Source organism: Nitrosomonas sp. Nm166, assembly GCF_900112825.1.
Classification (GTDB): Bacteria; Pseudomonadota; Gammaproteobacteria; order Burkholderiales; family Nitrosomonadaceae; genus Nitrosomonas.
On record NZ_FONE01000054.1, the window covers coordinates 1 to 15,263 of the forward strand.

Annotated in this window: 22 protein-coding genes and 1 tRNA gene; 2 read left to right on the top strand and 21 right to left on the bottom strand. The window is 48.8% G+C overall.

Annotation, left to right across the window (positions count from 1 at the left end; genetic code table 11):
- Nucleotides 1-701 precede the first annotated feature (701 nt).
- Both BM021_RS13175 and BM021_RS13180 read left to right on the top strand, forming a co-directional pair.
- Nucleotides 702-777: transfer RNA gene (locus BM021_RS13175), tRNA-Asn, on the top strand.
- Between the two features lie 301 nt (nucleotides 778-1,078).
- Nucleotides 1,079-1,264 carry a hypothetical protein gene (locus tag BM021_RS13180; protein ID WP_090721487.1) on the top strand — a complete coding sequence of 62 codons (186 nt, stop codon included), beginning with the start codon at nucleotides 1,079-1,081 and terminating at the stop codon, nucleotides 1,262-1,264.
- Here the strand turns inward: BM021_RS13180 and BM021_RS16250 are convergent.
- The 21 genes from BM021_RS16250 to BM021_RS13275 form a co-directional block, all read right to left on the bottom strand.
- Nucleotides 1,261-1,464 (bottom strand): hypothetical protein, encoded by a 204-nt coding sequence (locus BM021_RS16250; RefSeq protein ID WP_256207922.1) that lies wholly within the window; start codon nucleotides 1,462-1,464, stop codon nucleotides 1,261-1,263. The genes BM021_RS13180 and BM021_RS16250 overlap by 4 nt on opposite strands.
- On the bottom strand, nucleotides 1,449-2,027 hold the full coding sequence (locus BM021_RS13185; RefSeq protein ID WP_256207923.1) for a DNA adenine methylase: 579 nt from the start codon (nucleotides 2,025-2,027) through the stop codon (nucleotides 1,449-1,451). The genes BM021_RS16250 and BM021_RS13185 overlap by 16 nt, the downstream gene beginning before the upstream one ends.
- Nucleotides 2,028-2,211: 184 nt before the next feature.
- Nucleotides 2,212-2,340, bottom strand: a complete 129-nt coding sequence (locus tag BM021_RS16255) for a hypothetical protein (protein WP_256207924.1) — start codon at nucleotides 2,338-2,340, stop codon at nucleotides 2,212-2,214.
- Nucleotides 2,341-2,351: 11 nt separating this feature from the next.
- Nucleotides 2,352-2,540, bottom strand: coding sequence for a hypothetical protein (locus BM021_RS13190; protein WP_090721488.1), 189 nt, complete (start codon nucleotides 2,538-2,540; stop codon nucleotides 2,352-2,354).
- Nucleotides 2,541-2,551: 11 nt separating this feature from the next.
- Entirely contained in the window at nucleotides 2,552-3,766 is a 1,215-nt protein-coding gene (locus BM021_RS13195) for a hypothetical protein (protein ID WP_090721489.1), read from the bottom strand.
- On the bottom strand, nucleotides 3,741-4,718 hold the full coding sequence (locus BM021_RS13200; protein ID WP_090721490.1) for a hypothetical protein: 978 nt from the start codon (nucleotides 4,716-4,718) through the stop codon (nucleotides 3,741-3,743). Before BM021_RS13200 ends, BM021_RS13195 begins: the two co-directional genes overlap by 26 nt.
- Before the next feature lie 47 nt (nucleotides 4,719-4,765).
- Nucleotides 4,766-5,140, bottom strand: a complete 375-nt coding sequence (locus tag BM021_RS13205) for a capsid cement protein (protein ID WP_090721491.1) — start codon at nucleotides 5,138-5,140, stop codon at nucleotides 4,766-4,768.
- Nucleotides 5,141-5,179: 39 nt separating this feature from the next.
- Nucleotides 5,180-6,319: a phage protease gene (locus BM021_RS13210; protein WP_177186382.1), complete on the bottom strand. Its 1,140-nt coding sequence runs from the start codon at nucleotides 6,317-6,319 to the stop codon at nucleotides 5,180-5,182.
- Between the two features lie 362 nt (nucleotides 6,320-6,681).
- Complete coding sequence (locus BM021_RS13215; RefSeq protein WP_090721493.1) at nucleotides 6,682-7,950, bottom strand: phage head morphogenesis protein; 1,269 nt, start codon at nucleotides 7,948-7,950, stop codon at nucleotides 6,682-6,684.
- Nucleotides 7,943-9,544 (bottom strand): DUF935 domain-containing protein, encoded by a 1,602-nt coding sequence (locus BM021_RS13220; protein ID WP_090721494.1) that lies wholly within the window; start codon nucleotides 9,542-9,544, stop codon nucleotides 7,943-7,945. Before BM021_RS13220 ends, BM021_RS13215 begins: the two co-directional genes overlap by 8 nt.
- Entirely contained in the window at nucleotides 9,538-11,166 is a 1,629-nt protein-coding gene (terL, locus tag BM021_RS13225; protein ID WP_090721495.1) for a phage terminase large subunit, read from the bottom strand. The genes BM021_RS13220 and terL overlap by 7 nt, the downstream gene beginning before the upstream one ends.
- Nucleotides 11,159-11,659 (bottom strand): DUF1804 family protein, encoded by a 501-nt coding sequence (locus BM021_RS13230; protein ID WP_090721496.1) that lies wholly within the window; start codon nucleotides 11,657-11,659, stop codon nucleotides 11,159-11,161. Before BM021_RS13230 ends, terL begins: the two co-directional genes overlap by 8 nt.
- On the bottom strand, nucleotides 11,660-11,896 hold the full coding sequence (locus BM021_RS13235; protein WP_218147869.1) for a hypothetical protein: 237 nt from the start codon (nucleotides 11,894-11,896) through the stop codon (nucleotides 11,660-11,662).
- Between the two features lie 47 nt (nucleotides 11,897-11,943).
- The gene (locus tag BM021_RS13240) at nucleotides 11,944-12,162 is read right to left on the bottom strand and encodes a hypothetical protein (RefSeq protein WP_090721498.1); all 219 of its coding nucleotides are present in this window, start codon (nucleotides 12,160-12,162) and stop codon (nucleotides 11,944-11,946) included.
- Nucleotides 12,159-12,368: a TraR/DksA C4-type zinc finger protein gene (locus BM021_RS13245; RefSeq protein WP_090721499.1), complete on the bottom strand. Its 210-nt coding sequence runs from the start codon at nucleotides 12,366-12,368 to the stop codon at nucleotides 12,159-12,161. Before BM021_RS13245 ends, BM021_RS13240 begins: the two co-directional genes overlap by 4 nt.
- The gene (locus tag BM021_RS13250) at nucleotides 12,337-12,894 is read right to left on the bottom strand and encodes a hypothetical protein (RefSeq protein ID WP_090721500.1); all 558 of its coding nucleotides are present in this window, start codon (nucleotides 12,892-12,894) and stop codon (nucleotides 12,337-12,339) included. The genes BM021_RS13245 and BM021_RS13250 overlap by 32 nt, the downstream gene beginning before the upstream one ends.
- Nucleotides 12,891-13,118, bottom strand: coding sequence for a hypothetical protein (locus tag BM021_RS13255; protein ID WP_090721501.1), 228 nt, complete (start codon nucleotides 13,116-13,118; stop codon nucleotides 12,891-12,893). Before BM021_RS13255 ends, BM021_RS13250 begins: the two co-directional genes overlap by 4 nt.
- Nucleotides 13,115-13,591, bottom strand: coding sequence for an N-acetylmuramoyl-L-alanine amidase (locus BM021_RS13260; RefSeq protein ID WP_090721502.1), 477 nt, complete (start codon nucleotides 13,589-13,591; stop codon nucleotides 13,115-13,117). Before BM021_RS13260 ends, BM021_RS13255 begins: the two co-directional genes overlap by 4 nt.
- 152 nt (nucleotides 13,592-13,743) lie before the next feature.
- A complete protein-coding gene (locus tag BM021_RS13265) occupies nucleotides 13,744-14,286 on the bottom strand; it encodes a hypothetical protein (RefSeq protein WP_090721503.1) in 543 nt (180 codons plus the stop codon).
- Nucleotides 14,283-14,687 (bottom strand): hypothetical protein, encoded by a 405-nt coding sequence (locus BM021_RS13270; RefSeq protein ID WP_090721504.1) that lies wholly within the window; start codon nucleotides 14,685-14,687, stop codon nucleotides 14,283-14,285. The genes BM021_RS13265 and BM021_RS13270 overlap by 4 nt, the downstream gene beginning before the upstream one ends.
- 145 nt (nucleotides 14,688-14,832) lie before the next feature.
- Nucleotides 14,833-15,093 (bottom strand): hypothetical protein, encoded by a 261-nt coding sequence (locus tag BM021_RS13275; RefSeq protein WP_090721505.1) that lies wholly within the window; start codon nucleotides 15,091-15,093, stop codon nucleotides 14,833-14,835.
- Nucleotides 15,094-15,263: the final 170 nt, after the last annotated feature.

Genomic DNA, 15,263 nt, shown 5'->3' on the forward strand with positions numbered 1-15,263 from the left:
ACTCTGCAACAAGGCCGGATATAAGACTGCAGCCGATTCCTCGCATCGCCAGAACATGAAATATCTCTTGCCATACCGGGAGGCGTCCATATAAGTAACCCCATGGATAGTTTTAAATAGAACATCATCAAGCACAAGATCGGCTTGTTAAATTTGGCAGCAGCCGAGCTAAACAGCATATCCCGTGGAGTAATGGTTTTCCCACGATACTTTTTATCGTTATCACTCTGCGGTGGCAATTAAGATTTGCATGGGTATACGTCCATAACACATCCTGCTCTATGGGTTCGATCATTGCTGTAGTAAGTCAGCCAAACTTCCAGATCGGCCTGTAGTTCTCTTTTAGAGATAGATCTTTTCCAGAACCACCTAATAGAATTCTTGCAAGATGGTTTCATGAAACCGGTCATAAATGTAGATTGTCCAAAGCAAACGCAACTACTGCAACTTTCAGTGACTTCCTCGACCGGTTCTTGTTGTTGGGCTTGCGGCAATTGGCGTCGGGCGTCGATCAGTGCTTTCCATGCAAATTTTAATTGACGCAAAGGAGGTTTGGTACGATAAAATCACTATACTGGAATTTGAATTGACACGTATTTCGTCAAATCGGATAACCGCCAGATCGGGTCTAAACTACTTAAATAAGTGAATTGATAGTTGACCAATAAGCTTCAAAACGTTAACATGCATTTTTCAGCAGTTCCCTGATAGCTCAGTCGGTAGAGCGACGGACTGTTAATCCGCAGGTCCCAGGTTCGAGCCCTGGTCGGGGAGCCAATTCGGTACAAATCTGCACTCTATCACGAGTGTTCAATTCATTCTCAGTAACAGCATGTGCCAATGCTGAATAGCTGCCAGTTATTTCAGCTTGGTTGCCCCTTATACGGATTTCACTTATTAGTAGCTTAAGATATTCTTTTCCGAAGCTGCTTGATTTATCTAATAGCTTGGCGCGTATTGCTCTAGTAAATGTAACTTCTCGCGCAATTTGACACTAATTTTTGCTTTACTGGGCACTGCTAGTTGACTTATTTAACGGGTAGAGCGTCAATGTGTTCATCTTAACAGGGAGGTTAAAATGAACACGGAACAAACGACACTCATCCACGATGAATTACTCTCCATTCAAACCTTGCCGCTTGCTGCAGCCAATGGGGAAATTGATCTTAACGATATGGCCATAGGTGAGCTAATCAACCGTGGCTTGGATCTATCCGGCAAGTGGGTTGGGTTTGATCAAGCCCGCACATTGCTTCATCGTTAAAAATTCTGAATGACCAGCTCGGTGCGTTGTCCGCGCCCTTGCTGGCCGCCCACAGTATAACTAATCGCCACCGACTGCATCGTCAATTCCTTGAACGCCTCATGCATTTCCGGAATATCGTTGACTGATATGATCATCTTGCCTTTGATCGTCCTCGCTAGCTCGGCTATCTGAGCATATTGCTTCAGCTCAAAATCCACGCCATAACCTTCCGTACCCCAGTAAGGGGATCACAGTAAAACAAGGTGTATTCTCGATCGTACTTACGCACACAGTCGTGCCATGCCAAGTGCTCGATATAGGTTTGCGATAACCGCAGATGCGCCTGGCTTAACTCTTCCTCGAGGCGCAGCAGGTTCAGGCGTGGTGCGGTAGTGGTAGCGGTGCCAAAGTTCTGGTTGGCTACCTTGCCGCCAAAAGCCAGCTTCTGTAAATAGTAGAAGCGAGCCGCGCGTTGAATATCGGTGAGTGTTTCTGTCGGCGTGATTTGCAGCCATTTGTACATCTCTCGGCTGGTCAGCGCCCATCGGAATTGTTTTGTGAATTCATCCAAATGATGCTTGATCACGCGGTACATGTTAACCAGATCGCTGTTGATGTCATTGAGCACTTCCACATGCGTTTGTTTTTTCATGAAATACAACGCTGCCGCGCCACAGAATGGTTCTACGTAACAGGTATGCTCTGGAAAAAATGGCCAAATATATTTGGCCAGGCGGCGTTTGCCGCCAATCCATGGAATAATCGGGTAATTCTGGTTCATACTGTAAGCCTCTCTATTTTTAGTATGTGCTAGGCTTATTCCGCCGGTCGACTTGGCAGGGAGCCTTGGCTGTGGCTCACAGGCGCAATCTGTGGGTTATAGTGGTCAGGCCATAATTCGGAGGATGGCCTGATCGCTCTCTTTATTTCTATTTCTGACTGCCTGCATCACTGTTTTCAGCTTGCTACAGCGAAACCTGCGTTTGCTGTTGAATTTTCTGCATCAGCGGCCAGACGTTAGTTGACGAAGGCATCTGCCCGAGGATCTGCAGAATGCCGTTGACTTCGTCCAGGTGTAACTTGATGTTTTGCATTTTTTCTCCTATTAAAATGTCCAGCCTGAACCATTGCCATTGCCGACTTCCGCTGCATACGTTATTGCTGCGGCCTCTCTCTTTAACTGTGCTGTAAGCTGCTCGTCAGTGGGATCCATTTCCATACCTTGAATTTGTTTGAATCCGATTTTGTATCGGTCGTATTGATCTTGGGTTAGGTCAACGATTAATTGTGGCAATTTAGTATCTCCTATGTTAATGCTGCGGTTGCTTTCCAGCCGCCGTTATAGACGTACAGTTTGTTGTTGCTTGTATCGTAATAAAGCGGGACATTTCCCGTTGGATTTGTCGGCGTTCCGGTCGGGGCGCCGCCTGCTGCTGGAATATTGATAAATCCTGTTATTTGCGCTGTTGATCCGGCTGCGACTTCAACCCCTCCGGCAAAGAAGTTACGAGCAGTACCATTTGCATAAAAATTCCAACGCCCTGTGCCTGCCGGGATATCTCCATAAAAACCGTAATTGTTTGTTGCCCCGATAAGGCTATTCCCAGCTTCAAATCCATTCTGCGTCGTAACTGTTCCAGTGAATGTTCCTTGCTGGGCGCGATAATGATTTAAAAGCGGATAACTGCCGGACGCCACTTTAGATGAGCTGAGAAAATAGTCAGCTCGGCTTGACACGTCAGATTGAACTTGTGAATCTACGACAATGCCATTTGAAAATGCAGATCCAGCAATATTTTTTAGTATTGCTACAATTTGCCCTGCCGATGGAGTTCCACCGATACCAATCCTGCCAGAGCTATCAATTCTCATCCGCTCAGTTGGACTCGATGCGCCATCAGCGGTGGTGCTAAATATCAAACGGCCTGGCATATCATTAGTACCAGGAGTACCATCGACGGCGGCAAGTATGAGAGCGGCAGGAGTAAAGCTAGCTCCATCACTACCAGTGAAATAAATACTGCCTAGTGTATTATTGGCGGTAACAACTGTATGTGTTCCGGTAGTATCAGATCCGCTACGATTAAATGTGTATGTTGCCGCGGTTAATGTTGTTCCGGTAGTGTCCGCATCCCAAGCGAATGCGCTAACACCTGCTTGTTGCCCATTTGAGGCTGACGAATTAATTTGTAATAAGGATGTCGCAACAGCTGGTACAGTTAGGGAAGCTGTATGTCCTATAAGGGTTGCTCCACTATTAGTTATTACAAACGGCGTAGCATCAGGATTTGTACTATCCTCAACAACAAGCGCATTACCACTGCCCGTTTGAGTAATCCTAAGCGCATCAGATGAGCTATTAGCTGATATCACCCCGCCTGTTAACAGCAAATATTGTCCGGTTGTCGGCGCAGTTAAACTGATCGTCCAGGCTGTTTTAGTTCCTGAGCCACCTGTTCCCGAGACATTAACAACCAATGCCCCAGTGCTGCTGTTATATGAGGTTACCGCGCCGATCATATAGCCCGGCTATTTTGTCGCCAGCCTGGGCTGTGAATCCGAACGTTGCACCTTGTTGCGGGCCAGCGGCGCGATCGCGGTACAGAAATGCGGCATGCTTGCCCCAGACACGGCCCAATGTCACCGCCTGGCCTTTCTTGGCGCTGTTGATGAAACCCTGGCCGACATACACCGCTTGCAGCTCGAACAAGTCGGCAAAATGCTGCCGGCTGACCATGCCCGCACCCTGGTCGGTACCGAATACAGCCTGCACGATCTTTGGATGACGGCGCAGATTCGTCCACGTTTGCTGTCCAAATACTGCAATATTCGGGCGCATCACGGGCACATCGAGCGCATCGCCGATTGCATTCACAGGATTGGAATTGACCTGATCAGACCACTGGCTGGTGCCGGATAGCGTGGTTTTGTTGCCGGTGGCGAAACTTGCATTATTAAAAACCAGATTGGCCACACGCTGTTCACGGGCCAGATTGACAAGATTGGTCAGATAAGCAGTGGACGTTCCCAGGGGATCAGTTTTTTGATTGTCGTCTTCGATATCTTCATTGGGCACGATATCGTCCAGGCCGTAATCAACCACCTTGTCCTGCACCTCGGTCGCGCTGAATTCCACTTCATTCGGCATGCTTTTACGGCCAACCTTTGCGTCCGGTACGGTAAAGCCCTGGCCCTTATCGAATAGCAGATATTTGAATTCCGCATCGGTAGGCGTGCGCGGCAGCACATCGTCGGCAATCAGTGCAATATCAGGGTTGCGGTAGGCGATTGCAATGGCGGTTAAACGTGGATCGACCGGGAAAGGACGGACAGCGCCGGCAAATGCCGCTCCATATAACAAGCTTTCTCCATACCCTATGTCTGGCGGCGGAGTCATGCCAGCAAAGGCCGCGCCGCACAGGATGGTGGCAATTGTTAGAAATAGAAACCCACTGGTTTTGGTTATGCGCATCTGGTTCTCCTTAATTTGTTGAATATATTTTTGGCTACGATTTATGATTAACCTTGCATCAAGCCGGGGGCGATCAACACGTCGGCAATATCACCAGATACTGCGGACACTTCAGCAAAGCCGATGATGCGGTTATTTACACCGGCTGCAGGTGCAGCCGCCACAGCCTTTCCATTGGCATCACTCGTTACCGGCTGGCCACGTGTAACGGTGCCGCCGAATTCGACTTGCGCGATACCAACTTTCACGATATCCACGCGCTCGCCGGATGCTGGGGCGATAGCACCGCACACGCCCATCAATAAATCTGTTGCAGCAGCGGCTTGCAGCACTTCACCGTCGTTTGCGCCCGCCTTGACGATGCGGTACGCGCTAATCGCGCCGCCTGCGGTATAGTTTTTGTTAAGCATTTCATTGGCCATGCTTTTGCTCCTATGTCTAATTGATAATTCGGGGCTGCTTTATTTGCGCGCAAGCACCGCATCCACAGCTTGGGCGGTCGTCACCGTAATACCGGCAGAAGCTTTTTCCGTCTGGTATTTAAGTGCAGCTTCCGCAATGGCTTTGGAATCCTGGGTATCGACCGATTGGATGCCTTCTGGCGGGTTGCCGCCGGTTTGCGTTTGGGTCAGCGCAGCTACTGGAGGTTGATCGGCAATAAATTGTTTGAGTGATTCCAAATCTTTCATGCCGTGGCTGCGCGCCCAATCCACTTGCGGTGGCAATAACTTGCTTGATGTCAGCGCTTCCTGGATCACTTGACCGACCTCGCGCTCAAGTTCTTTTTTCTTCAACGCAGTCAATTCATCTTGAATTGCTTTCATCGTAGCCACTGCCACGAACCTGGCAGGATCAGGATTGTTTACAGCCAGGCTTAAGGAAGCGATTTGATCGGCTTGAGATTTGATCAGGTTGGCAACGTTAAAACCGGCTGCGCTTGTTGCTGCGGTTGCGGACGTCTTGATCTGGTCGATGGCTTTTTGCAGCTCGGCGACAATTTCTTCCTGCGTTGTGGTTACTGGCATGTTCAACATCCAGCGCAAGTTATTCAATAACTCTTCCATGGATAATTTCTCCTGGTCATTTTGTTGGTTAATTAGTTGGGCAAATTGACTGGCCGCGACGGCATCCATGCCGTCCAGGGCCGGGTTGTTGGTCAGCGCGGCATTTAAAATGCTCTTGATTGCGCCTGTTTTCTTATCGTAGGTAAAAACCGGAGAAATGTATTTGTATTCGCCGCTCTCGATCATGGTGGTGGCGCGTTCCGTCCACTCCACATCGATGGCATACAGACCGCTATCGCGCCATTCGAGCTTAGAGAACCAGCCCGATGCTGGCGCAGGTTGACCGTTTTGAGCTGTCAATAAGGTTTGGTGTTCGTAGTCAATGACAGTACGATTTTCACGAGCTGAAAAGTCTGCGATGATGCTTGCTGCCAGTTCCGCGTCAATCTTCCAGTGCGGCGCGTCTTTTGGACGGCCATCACTAGCCCGAAATCGACCTTCAGGAAATAACTGGATTTCCTTGCCAGGCGTGACGATAATCGCGCACGCGGCAATGCCGGATGAGTTTTTCTTGAATTGGGTGTTTTTTGGATTCATGCCGCCATAATAAAAGCGGGGAATCATTGAGTTAAGGCGGAAAGATTTCCGCTCTGAAAGGTATTGACTAAAAGTCAGACTAGCATTTTTATGGTTTAAACGTCAAACCGGGGATCATCTGGAATATAAAAATATCGTTTAAACTGAATTTAACTCGGGTTTAACGCGGGGATCTCTGAATGATCCTTATCATGGTAGCTGTGACTCATCAGAAACGCTCAAATCGCGTTTAAATCGGTTTTGCGTTTTCCGTGTGATGAGCATACAATTTTAATTAACGGGTGAGCTGTGGAAAATTCGGAGTCCACAGGCTTGAGTGCTTCAAGCACCCCTGGATGGAGGGACGTCCGGCCTCCCGCCCGTTACTCAACAGCTCCTCTGACAAGAGTATATTTTCTTCCTTTTAATGCGACCGAATCTACCTTAAAAGCAGTTCTTGCCATATTGAGTTTCCGCTTTGGCTTCTTTGGCACAAAATCCATCTGCACCACCAGCTTCTGAGCGCGGGTATCATCTTGGCTGTCCATTATATACAGCAAATTCCCGGTCTCATTGTCATATAGCACGGCCTTGGGATCTGATAATTTAACGGGTAATTCCATCCATTCAGCTTCACTTAACGCATCGCCATCCAATTCATGTCGGTCTGCTTTTCTGCCGACCATCAGCCGGTCTTGCACGGCAATCTCAGCGGACACCGGCGTTTTGTCCTGGCCTCGCAGAAACTCGATATCGTCCGGGTGCGCAAAACCGGCCACTACAAACTTGCCCCTGGGAGTGGCATCGGCAAACGTCTTCGCAACAAATTCCTGGAATGTTTTGGTGATGCCTGGCGCTTGCAGTGGCAACATTGTCTGCCACCAGGTAGCAGCCAAATCAGCCGGAGCCTGGATGATCTTGTCGGTTACAAACCTGGGCAGATTATCCAGGCGGCCACCGGGCGGGTAATTAAATCCAGGATCCACCCCGAGCGGGATTTTCTGGATTTCGCCGGTGCGCTTGTTGGCATAAGTATATTGTGGCACTTCGGGTGATTCGCCAACCTTCAGGCCGCGTTGATCCAACATTCGCTGATTGAATTGAGTGACGTTACATTTGCATCCCCAAGCTTTGACTGGGAAGTGCGCTTGCCAGAACGGGTCATCGGCGGGCAACACCAGGTTATCCCAAGCGGAATGCTGCATGCGCGGATGCTCGGAATTGTTGGCGTCATAGCGCAGGTACGGAAAACGCTTTTTAGCGTCTTGTATTCTTTCCCATTGGCCTTCAGAATGTGCCGTTCTCAGGTTAGTATCAAAGATGGTCCGAAGCCTTCGTGTGCTGCCCAGTTGCACGAGCCTGGTTTCACCGGTTAATGGATCGGTCATTTCCGCTTTTCCCCACCAGCCTTTTTGCATCAATAGTGGTTTGAGCTGCTTACGGAAGGTTTCAAAAGTGGTTCCGTCTGCAAGTGCCGAATCAATGCCTGCCCGGATATCACGCAGAATGTCGAGCTGCATCACCTTGGCGACGGTAAACGCTGCCTGATGTTCGGATTGCCAGACGTCCTCCCAGCTAAAGCCGATCTTGTAGCCTTTACTCCGAAAAAATTCGATCGCTTCCTTGGGAGGCAATGCCTGGAATTTAATCATTCTGATCTAACTGGCCTTTTACCCGGCCGTAAATTGCTGCAGCAAATTGCGCCTGTGCCAGCACCTCGGCCAATTTTTCCGGATCCATTGACTGGATCAGCCCTGCAAGACCTGCCTGGAAATCTTCAAAATTTTTTGAATTTGCTGCCAGTTCCAGGATGGGCGATACAAGTGGATCCGTTAAACGCTCCCAATCCCCGGACAATTCATCGGCGAAAATATCGAATTCGTCCTGGTCCTGGTTTGCGGTTGCGGCTGCGACCGATAAAGATCCCTCGACAAGCTCGGGATGACATTTTGTCGCCTGAGTTGTGCTTGGTGGAATTGTTGGATTGGTTGATTGCGATCGCATGAGTACCGGTTCATCGCCCTCCGGCTCCGGGATTCTCAGCCGATCGCGCGCCCAGGAAACCGGTACAGTCAATCCGACATCCACCAGCTTGGGCAGTGCATCGGCGTACAGGCTCAAATCTTCCGCTTCACCCAGATCAAACACCAGGCGCGGACAGCGGCGGATATCTTCAATACCGCCAACGTTTAATGCATAGAGCGGATACACCAGGTCGCGCGTGAGTGTGCCGGATAACTGCTTGGCGTCCGATATCATTAGATCGTGGCGCACTTCGTTATGCACGTTGCCAAGCGCATTGGTTGATGTTTTGCCGTCCGCCTGGCTGGTGAGTGTGCCACCGAGAATCACCTTGCTAACAATGCGTTCGCACCATTCAATCATAAATGCATAGGGATCTGATGCACCTTTGGCTGCCTCTTTGAAATCAATCATCATGCCTTCCGGGATGATTCCGGCAGCATCGTGGCCGATGGCGGCAACGGCATTCAGCAGAGTGTTTTTTTCGTCATCGCTTGCGCCTTGCGGATAAATGCCCAGGCGAAGCGGCAGGCCATAAATTTCCAGGAATTCCGCCAAGTCTCGGACAGAATAATTTTTAAACAGGAACGGCCAGGCCAGAACCCGATGCAGACCGGCTCGGGATAAATAACCGGATTTTGCCTTGTGCACATGGGCGATCCATCCGAACGGCTGAAGTTCTGCACCTTCCTGCGAATTGTTTTTTAGCCGGATCTGTGTCCGAGTTGCCCGATCGGTCTGGAACCAGCTTTGCGGACGATGATTGATGTTTTTAGGCAGCCATTCACTTCCCAGCATCTGCCATTCGATTTCAAGGCAGGCAAATCCGTGACCGATCGCATCCAGGCAGTCCTGAATCACGTCCTCAAAATTGTTAACATCCGTTAACAGATCTTTGATATAGGTCGCTGATTTGCGCTCCTTGGCCGAAGGGTTGCGCGGCGGCATAATGTCCCAGTCAACCGTCAGCAACGCGCGCTTTCTTTTGCTCATCTCGGCAAAAATGTGGCCGTCTTTCTCCTCCATATCCATGAACAGTTCATGTTGGGACTGGATGTCGCCCTGTTCGGCTGATTCCATGATTCGGGCGAGTTTGGCTGGTGTCAGCCCACGGCTAGGGTGTCCGGCAAATGTTTGATTGAGTCTGCCGACTGTTGCGCTTTGCGATTTGCGCATTTTGCCGGTGTCGATTGGGTTACCGTTTGCGTCGAGAATTTTTACCATGCGCCATTACCTCCAAATCGTTCACCTTCACTTGTTGATTTTTTTGCACTTTGATAGTCGATGCCTACGCTTCGGGTGGTGGCCAGCATCCACAGCATCTGCAATGCATCAGGGCCATCATCATGATCCGCCTTGGGGAAATGGCGCAGTTGGTCGATCAGCGTGTTTTGTGATGGATGCAGCCGAATCAGGCCATTTGCCATGTGCGGTTGCAGGGTTTCGATGCGTAGCAGCTTGTCTGTACTTGGCTTAATGCCCACCGCCGGAACCGGCATACCGCGCGCGGCTGAGCGTTTCACAAGTTCAGTTTTAAGAAATTCCTGGAACTGGACTATTTCCACAGCCCACAACAGGCATTTGTATTCCATCTGTAAGGCGATGACATCCTCGATGATTCTATCCGGCAAGCGTTTTTTGATGAGCGCTTCGACCACATCCAAAACACCAGTGGCCCGGTTAAAACCGCCAACCATCAAAGCTGATGGATCACGGCTAGCCCCGTGTTTGCCAAGACTCGGATCACATGCACCAAAGAAACGCCACTCTGGTAAACGGTTTACCCAGAAATTTTTGAGACAGTTTGCGAAAGGTGCATCATCGCCTGATACCGGATCGTTCTGCTGTTCGGAATCAAAGGCTGGGCGGCCATCACGGGCGCGCTTGACCATGAGTTTATAAAGCGATTTGGCGGCGGGCCAGCTAACAACCGCCCCCGCTTCCATTTCGGCTTTGCGTTCCTGGTAGAAAGCAAGCGCATTTTCTTCGCCCTGATTCAATAAAATTTCTTCCCATCTGTCCCACAAACTCATGTTGTGCGGCCATTCGATGATGGCTTTGAATTTTCTGGATTTCCACAGTGGATTTTTGAGTAAGCGCGACAGCACTGAGTCATAGTGCAGGATGGTGCCGATGATCACGACATCCATGCTGTCATCGGCAGGCCCAAGTGACAGTACGGTTTTTTTAAGCCAGGATTCCAGCTTGTCGCGTTGCTCTGGGCTTCGCACGTTTTCATCGTTTTCCAGATCGTCGCCAATGACCAGGTCTGGCCGGTGCGGACCATGCCGAAGGCCGCGCATGCGTTTGCCTGAGCCGAATACCTGTACTTTGGCATCATTGGCCGTGACAATGGTGCCAACTTGCCACACACGCCCCTGGCCGGTGGCTTCCGGGAAATCCATCATCAAGCGCGGATTGAACTCCAGCTCGGCTTTGATGGCTTCCAGCATCGGCAGCGCTTGATCGAGCGCATCCATGATGATGACTGGGTATTTTTTACGGCCGGTGACCAGGCACCAGAGCACGAATATTTGTGTGACTAATGTTGATTTAGCATTGCCGCGCGGGGCGGCGATCGCTTCATGATCGCCGATGCCGTTGTCAACAATCTCTTTCAATCGCTTATAAAGGAATTCATGCAGCACTGCGTTCGGGTGTTTGACGTAATGCGGAAAATAGGTGCGTGCAAAAAACTCTAAATCATTCTTGGCCTTGGTTTGACGCTCGAGCCTTGCGGCAGGATCAGGCGCAAAACCATCGACTTCCGCTTCAATCTGCACGCGGAACTGGCTGGCCAGTTGTGCAATTTGATTTAAGAATTCCTTGCGCGTGGTTTTAGCCATAGCGTCTGCCTATTTCTTCACTAAACGGCATCAGCACTTGTTCCATAGCCATTGAATGCTGCGGGTAGTGCTGCTGGACGTACTGCACCAGGTCGCGCAGGATGTCGGCGGCAAAGCTTAACTTATCCAGCTTTGGATTGGCTTTGGCCATTGCAGCAGCAGTTTTTGCATAGGCATCCGAGAGTTTGCTTAGCATTTCCACTTTATCAAAAGGCTTGATGTCTTTGGCGTTTTTAATTTCCTCCATTGCGCTCTGGAACATCAGCACAAAATCTTCCAGCACCGCTGTGGTGACTGCTTCCATGCCTTGGCCAGAAAGCCTTGCAGCTGCACGAGCGCGATCCCAGTCGTCGCCTTTTTCCAGTGCATCTTTTTTCCAGCGCGTAATCGTGCTCACCGGAACGTTAAAGCGGTCTGAAATAGCTTCACGATTTAACGCTTCGTAAACGTAGGCTGCACGGACTGCGGAGATGGTTTCGGGAGAGTGGGCCATTTATTTTTTAACGAAAGGAATCACGTTCTTGAGTTCTTTTTCTACGCCGCCGCTACTTCTGAATTCCTCCCACTCGCGATAGTGGGCTGTACAATAATGGATATCAGGAGCGATTTCATTGGCATGATCTTCACATAGGGGCCGATCACAGGTTTTTCCTTTGCCTACCGGGTAATCGCACAGATATCCGGATACCCAGCTACAATCGGCGCAGTGTGGCCCCAATTTGCCAGACAAAAATGTGTTTCCATTTTTGGTATGTTTAACATAGCAGGGCATTGGTTCTACAAGCCTATGGTGCGCTTGCCTTTTTCAATCATAAGGGCAACACCTACGGATACCATGCCGCCTGCCAAAGCTCCGGTCAGCGCCGACTTGGTTTCTACCTTGCGCAGCCGTTTATCGATACCGCTCAATTGGGTATTTTGTTCTGCCTGGCCCTGAATGACCTGATCAAGCTTGCCCTTGATCTCGCCCAGTAACAGTATGTGTTCTTCGTTCATAACTTTCCTCTCTTTTCCATGCTTTCAAAATCTTCCTGGCACCATATGCAGCGCGTAACACCTGCTATCTTTTGTCGCTCCAGCGGGATTGCTTCACCGCAATCCTCACAGTGTGATAATGATGGCCGCCTTGGCAGGATTGCGCGCTTTTGTGTGTTTTCGTATTCTTTAAGCTCAATTTCCTGAGCAAAATCCTCCGGTTTCATTTGTTCTCCGGGCGAATATATTCGCCCCTACGGTGATGTGGCCGCCCATTCCGACAATGCTTTGTGGCGTGCCTGGCAGTCGTAATACATCTGCGCTCGCTCCAGGCTGTTCGCTAGGATTGTCGAGAGCTTGCCGTCCGGTGCGCTCGGCAGATCCGGACACTCGGCGGTCAGTGCTGCCGGTGGAATCCTGGGCGTCTGGGGGGCGGGCGTTATAGAGCTGCAGGCCGACAGGATCCAGCTCGCAACGATCATAATCAGGGTGATTTTTAATATTTTCATGGGCTTTCTCCTTGATTTTTACATAAACAGTGCGAACAGTTTCCCGTGCTGACTCGTACTTTTGCGCGGTTTGCTGATCGCGTTTTGCTTGTTCGATGGCTTCTTGTCTGGCTTTTTCCACGGCCTGCAATTGCTGTGCAGCCGCATATTCACGCGCATGTTTATATCCAGTGACATATCCGCCACCAGCAGTTAACAAAACGAAAATCAAGGCCGCTAGCCAAAAATAGGGTGATAGGATCATTTGGATGCTCCGTATTTTAAAGAGAGGATTTTGCTGGACACGTTATGTGCGCCGACAATGCCTAAATAAATGAGCCAGATTTCTGAATCTGGCGGGGTGTCGGAGAATAATGTTGCGCGCAGGAATGCGAGCGTAGCGGCGCAATAAGCGATGTGCGTCCACAGCTTGGTGTGAGAAAGCTGGCCGGTGCCAGCATCGGTGATGAGTTCAATGATGCGACTCATGCGGCTTGCTCCAGGATTCGCCCAGGCCGTGGCCTCATGTCGTTTTCCAGCCAATCCTTGACATCAAAGCCGGGACATTCCTTGTGCACATTCGGCAGGTCACGATGGCCGACGATACGAGCTTCCGGGTACAGCTTTAGCGATGCCCGGACATTGTCACGCAGCGAATCCCACTGCTCGATTGTGAATTTATCAGTACCAATCAAACACACGCCCAGGCTTCTGCTGTTAAAACCTTGCGCATGCGCGCCTATTTCAGAAAGACTACGGCCGGTTGCAACCGCACCGTTGGTGTAAATGATAAAGTGATAGCCGATGGCTAAAAGCCTGGGATTGAATTGTCTACGAAATTCATCTGAACGCTTAAAGCCACGTTCCTGATGCCATTTATCGATGTCAAAAACGTCGTGCCAGCGGCCATTCGGCGTAGCTGCACAATGAATGACGATGCCGGTGATTTTTCGAGTATTCATGCTGCCATGATGGCAGCGGACGGGGAAGAGATTAAGGCGGAAGGGTTTCCGCCCGGATGGGCCTGGCGGGAGAGAATAGGTTAGTACTGATTGATGATAGTGTCAAATTCACCAAATAAAAACCCGCCGAAGCGGGTTAATATGCATCTGAATTAAGCTTTACCTGTTGTAAGCGCTACTGTATTTAGCTTATCTAGCTGAGCCCTTAACAAACTTGCGAATTTTTCAATATGTTTCTTTGCGAGAAAAAGAAACACTGCTGGCACAATCAAAGACACAAGGATCACTGATGAAAGTATTAAATGCTCCAAGATATACAAATTCATTTTGAAATAATAAGACAAGTATATTTGTCTTTGATTATCAGTGCATTGCTTTGTGTTTTTATCAAATTCACGCGTAAATGGGTGATCAATCTGTTTATTGTTTTTTATAATCAATGTAAACAGCAACGCTTGCCATATATTTAATTGATGGCCAAAACGTATAAATCCATTCATTGCATTTCTAAGCATGTTATATGCCGGATCGTTAAAGCTTATTTTTCCATTAAGTGCTTCATCAAATAAGCTATCTCTCAATTTAAACATTTTTTGCCTGAACAAATCAGTTCGATATTGAGGAAATAGCCAGAATAACAATATCATCAATAAAGCAATTGATATTAAAGAAGTCAAAGTATGCAGCTCATTCATAATTCATCCTCCTTTCTTGTTTCTCCACGTGGTGTTAATTGACTGGATGTTCTCTTCGTATCTAACTTTGATTCAAGAAATTGAATTCTGTTTTGCAGTCTTTCAACGGTGTCTTTTCTCAGCTTTGCTTGCCATAATCCATAAATAATGCCACTTATGCCAAACCACCAGCCAAGTGCTACTGATAGCTCCAAATTACTAAAAACAGCAAAACCAATATCGGCAAACGTATGCTTACCCGCAAGCTCTGCAACCATCAAATAAATATGGTAAGAAATCCATACAAAGGCACCATATTTGATTAAATACATTACAACATTGGCAATACCTGCTGAATTTCTTTCAGCCCTTAGGCTTTGATTCTCAGCAAGTAATTCGGCTTTGCTCTTTCTAGAGTCCAAAAAACATCCCTGCCATTTTTTATTATTAGACTATGCCTATCGGCATTGATTTAATATTTTTTAACTAAATTTAACGGTAGTTTACAACAAAAAGCCCGGCTCAGTTAACCAAGCGCGGGCTTTTTAGCTTTACTAATTAACTTTCTTAAATTTCAACTGTTACCGCCTTTCTATAAGGCTTGCATCGATGCTGAAGGTTCTTGATTGTTGCCATTGCAAATTCAGCGAGTGTGTCCGTATCCAGCACCAAGCCTTTATTGATTGCCTCTAGCATATCCCTTTTACTCAGCACGGATGCGTCTGGTGGTACTGGCATGATGTGCATTTTGCCCTCACTGTCGAAGCTGACCAGTAAGCGGCAATTGGTTATGGTTGCAGCAGCAGGGGCTAGCAGACTTTCCAGCACGGCTGGGATTTGATTGGAATTAGAGCATTCTGCATTTAAGTACGTCCATACCCTGAATTCAGGAAGTAATTTCTACATTCATATGCTGAGAAGAGCGGCAGTATGCTGCCGATGGTTTTCCACAAAGCATCGAATGACCGTGCCATGGCTTTTCTCAAAATGGCCTTGAG

Bases quoted from the DNA above. Each gene is read 5' to 3' on its own strand.
- BM021_RS13260 (WP_090721502.1), bottom strand. From the start codon at position 13,591: ATGAATACTCGAAAAATCACCGGCATCGTCATTCATTGTGCAGCTACG.
- BM021_RS13205 (WP_090721491.1), bottom strand. From the start codon at position 5,140: ATGGCCAATGAAATGCTTAACAAAAACTATACCGCAGGCGGCGCGATT.
- BM021_RS13245 (WP_090721499.1), bottom strand. From the start codon at position 12,368: ATGAAACCGGAGGATTTTGCTCAGGAAATTGAGCTTAAAGAATACGAA.
- BM021_RS13180 (WP_090721487.1), top strand. From the start codon at position 1,079: ATGAACACGGAACAAACGACACTCATCCACGATGAATTACTCTCCATT.
- BM021_RS13200 (WP_090721490.1), bottom strand. From the start codon at position 4,718: ATGCGCATAACCAAAACCAGTGGGTTTCTATTTCTAACAATTGCCACC.
- BM021_RS13255 (WP_090721501.1), bottom strand. From the start codon at position 13,118: ATGAGTCGCATCATTGAACTCATCACCGATGCTGGCACCGGCCAGCTT.
- BM021_RS13265 (WP_090721503.1), bottom strand. From the start codon at position 14,286: ATGAATGAGCTGCATACTTTGACTTCTTTAATATCAATTGCTTTATTG.
- BM021_RS16255 (WP_256207924.1), bottom strand. From the start codon at position 2,340: ATGCAAAACATCAAGTTACACCTGGACGAAGTCAACGGCATTCTGCAG.
- BM021_RS13210 (WP_177186382.1), bottom strand. From the start codon at position 6,319: ATGAATCCAAAAAACACCCAATTCAAGAAAAACTCATCCGGCATTGCC.
- BM021_RS13195 (WP_090721489.1), bottom strand. From the start codon at position 3,766: ATGATCGGCGCGGTAACCTCATATAACAGCAGCACTGGGGCATTGGTT.
- BM021_RS13215 (WP_090721493.1), bottom strand. From the start codon at position 7,950: ATGATTAAATTCCAGGCATTGCCTCCCAAGGAAGCGATCGAATTTTTT.
- BM021_RS13230 (WP_090721496.1), bottom strand. From the start codon at position 11,659: ATGGCCCACTCTCCCGAAACCATCTCCGCAGTCCGTGCAGCCTACGTT.
- BM021_RS13185 (WP_256207923.1), bottom strand. From the start codon at position 2,027: ATGAACCAGAATTACCCGATTATTCCATGGATTGGCGGCAAACGCCGC.
- BM021_RS13250 (WP_090721500.1), bottom strand. From the start codon at position 12,894: ATGATCCTATCACCCTATTTTTGGCTAGCGGCCTTGATTTTCGTTTTG.
- terL (WP_090721495.1), bottom strand. From the start codon at position 11,166: ATGGCTAAAACCACGCGCAAGGAATTCTTAAATCAAATTGCACAACTG.
- BM021_RS13220 (WP_090721494.1), bottom strand. From the start codon at position 9,544: ATGGTAAAAATTCTCGACGCAAACGGTAACCCAATCGACACCGGCAAA.
- BM021_RS13240 (WP_090721498.1), bottom strand. From the start codon at position 12,162: ATGAACGAAGAACACATACTGTTACTGGGCGAGATCAAGGGCAAGCTT.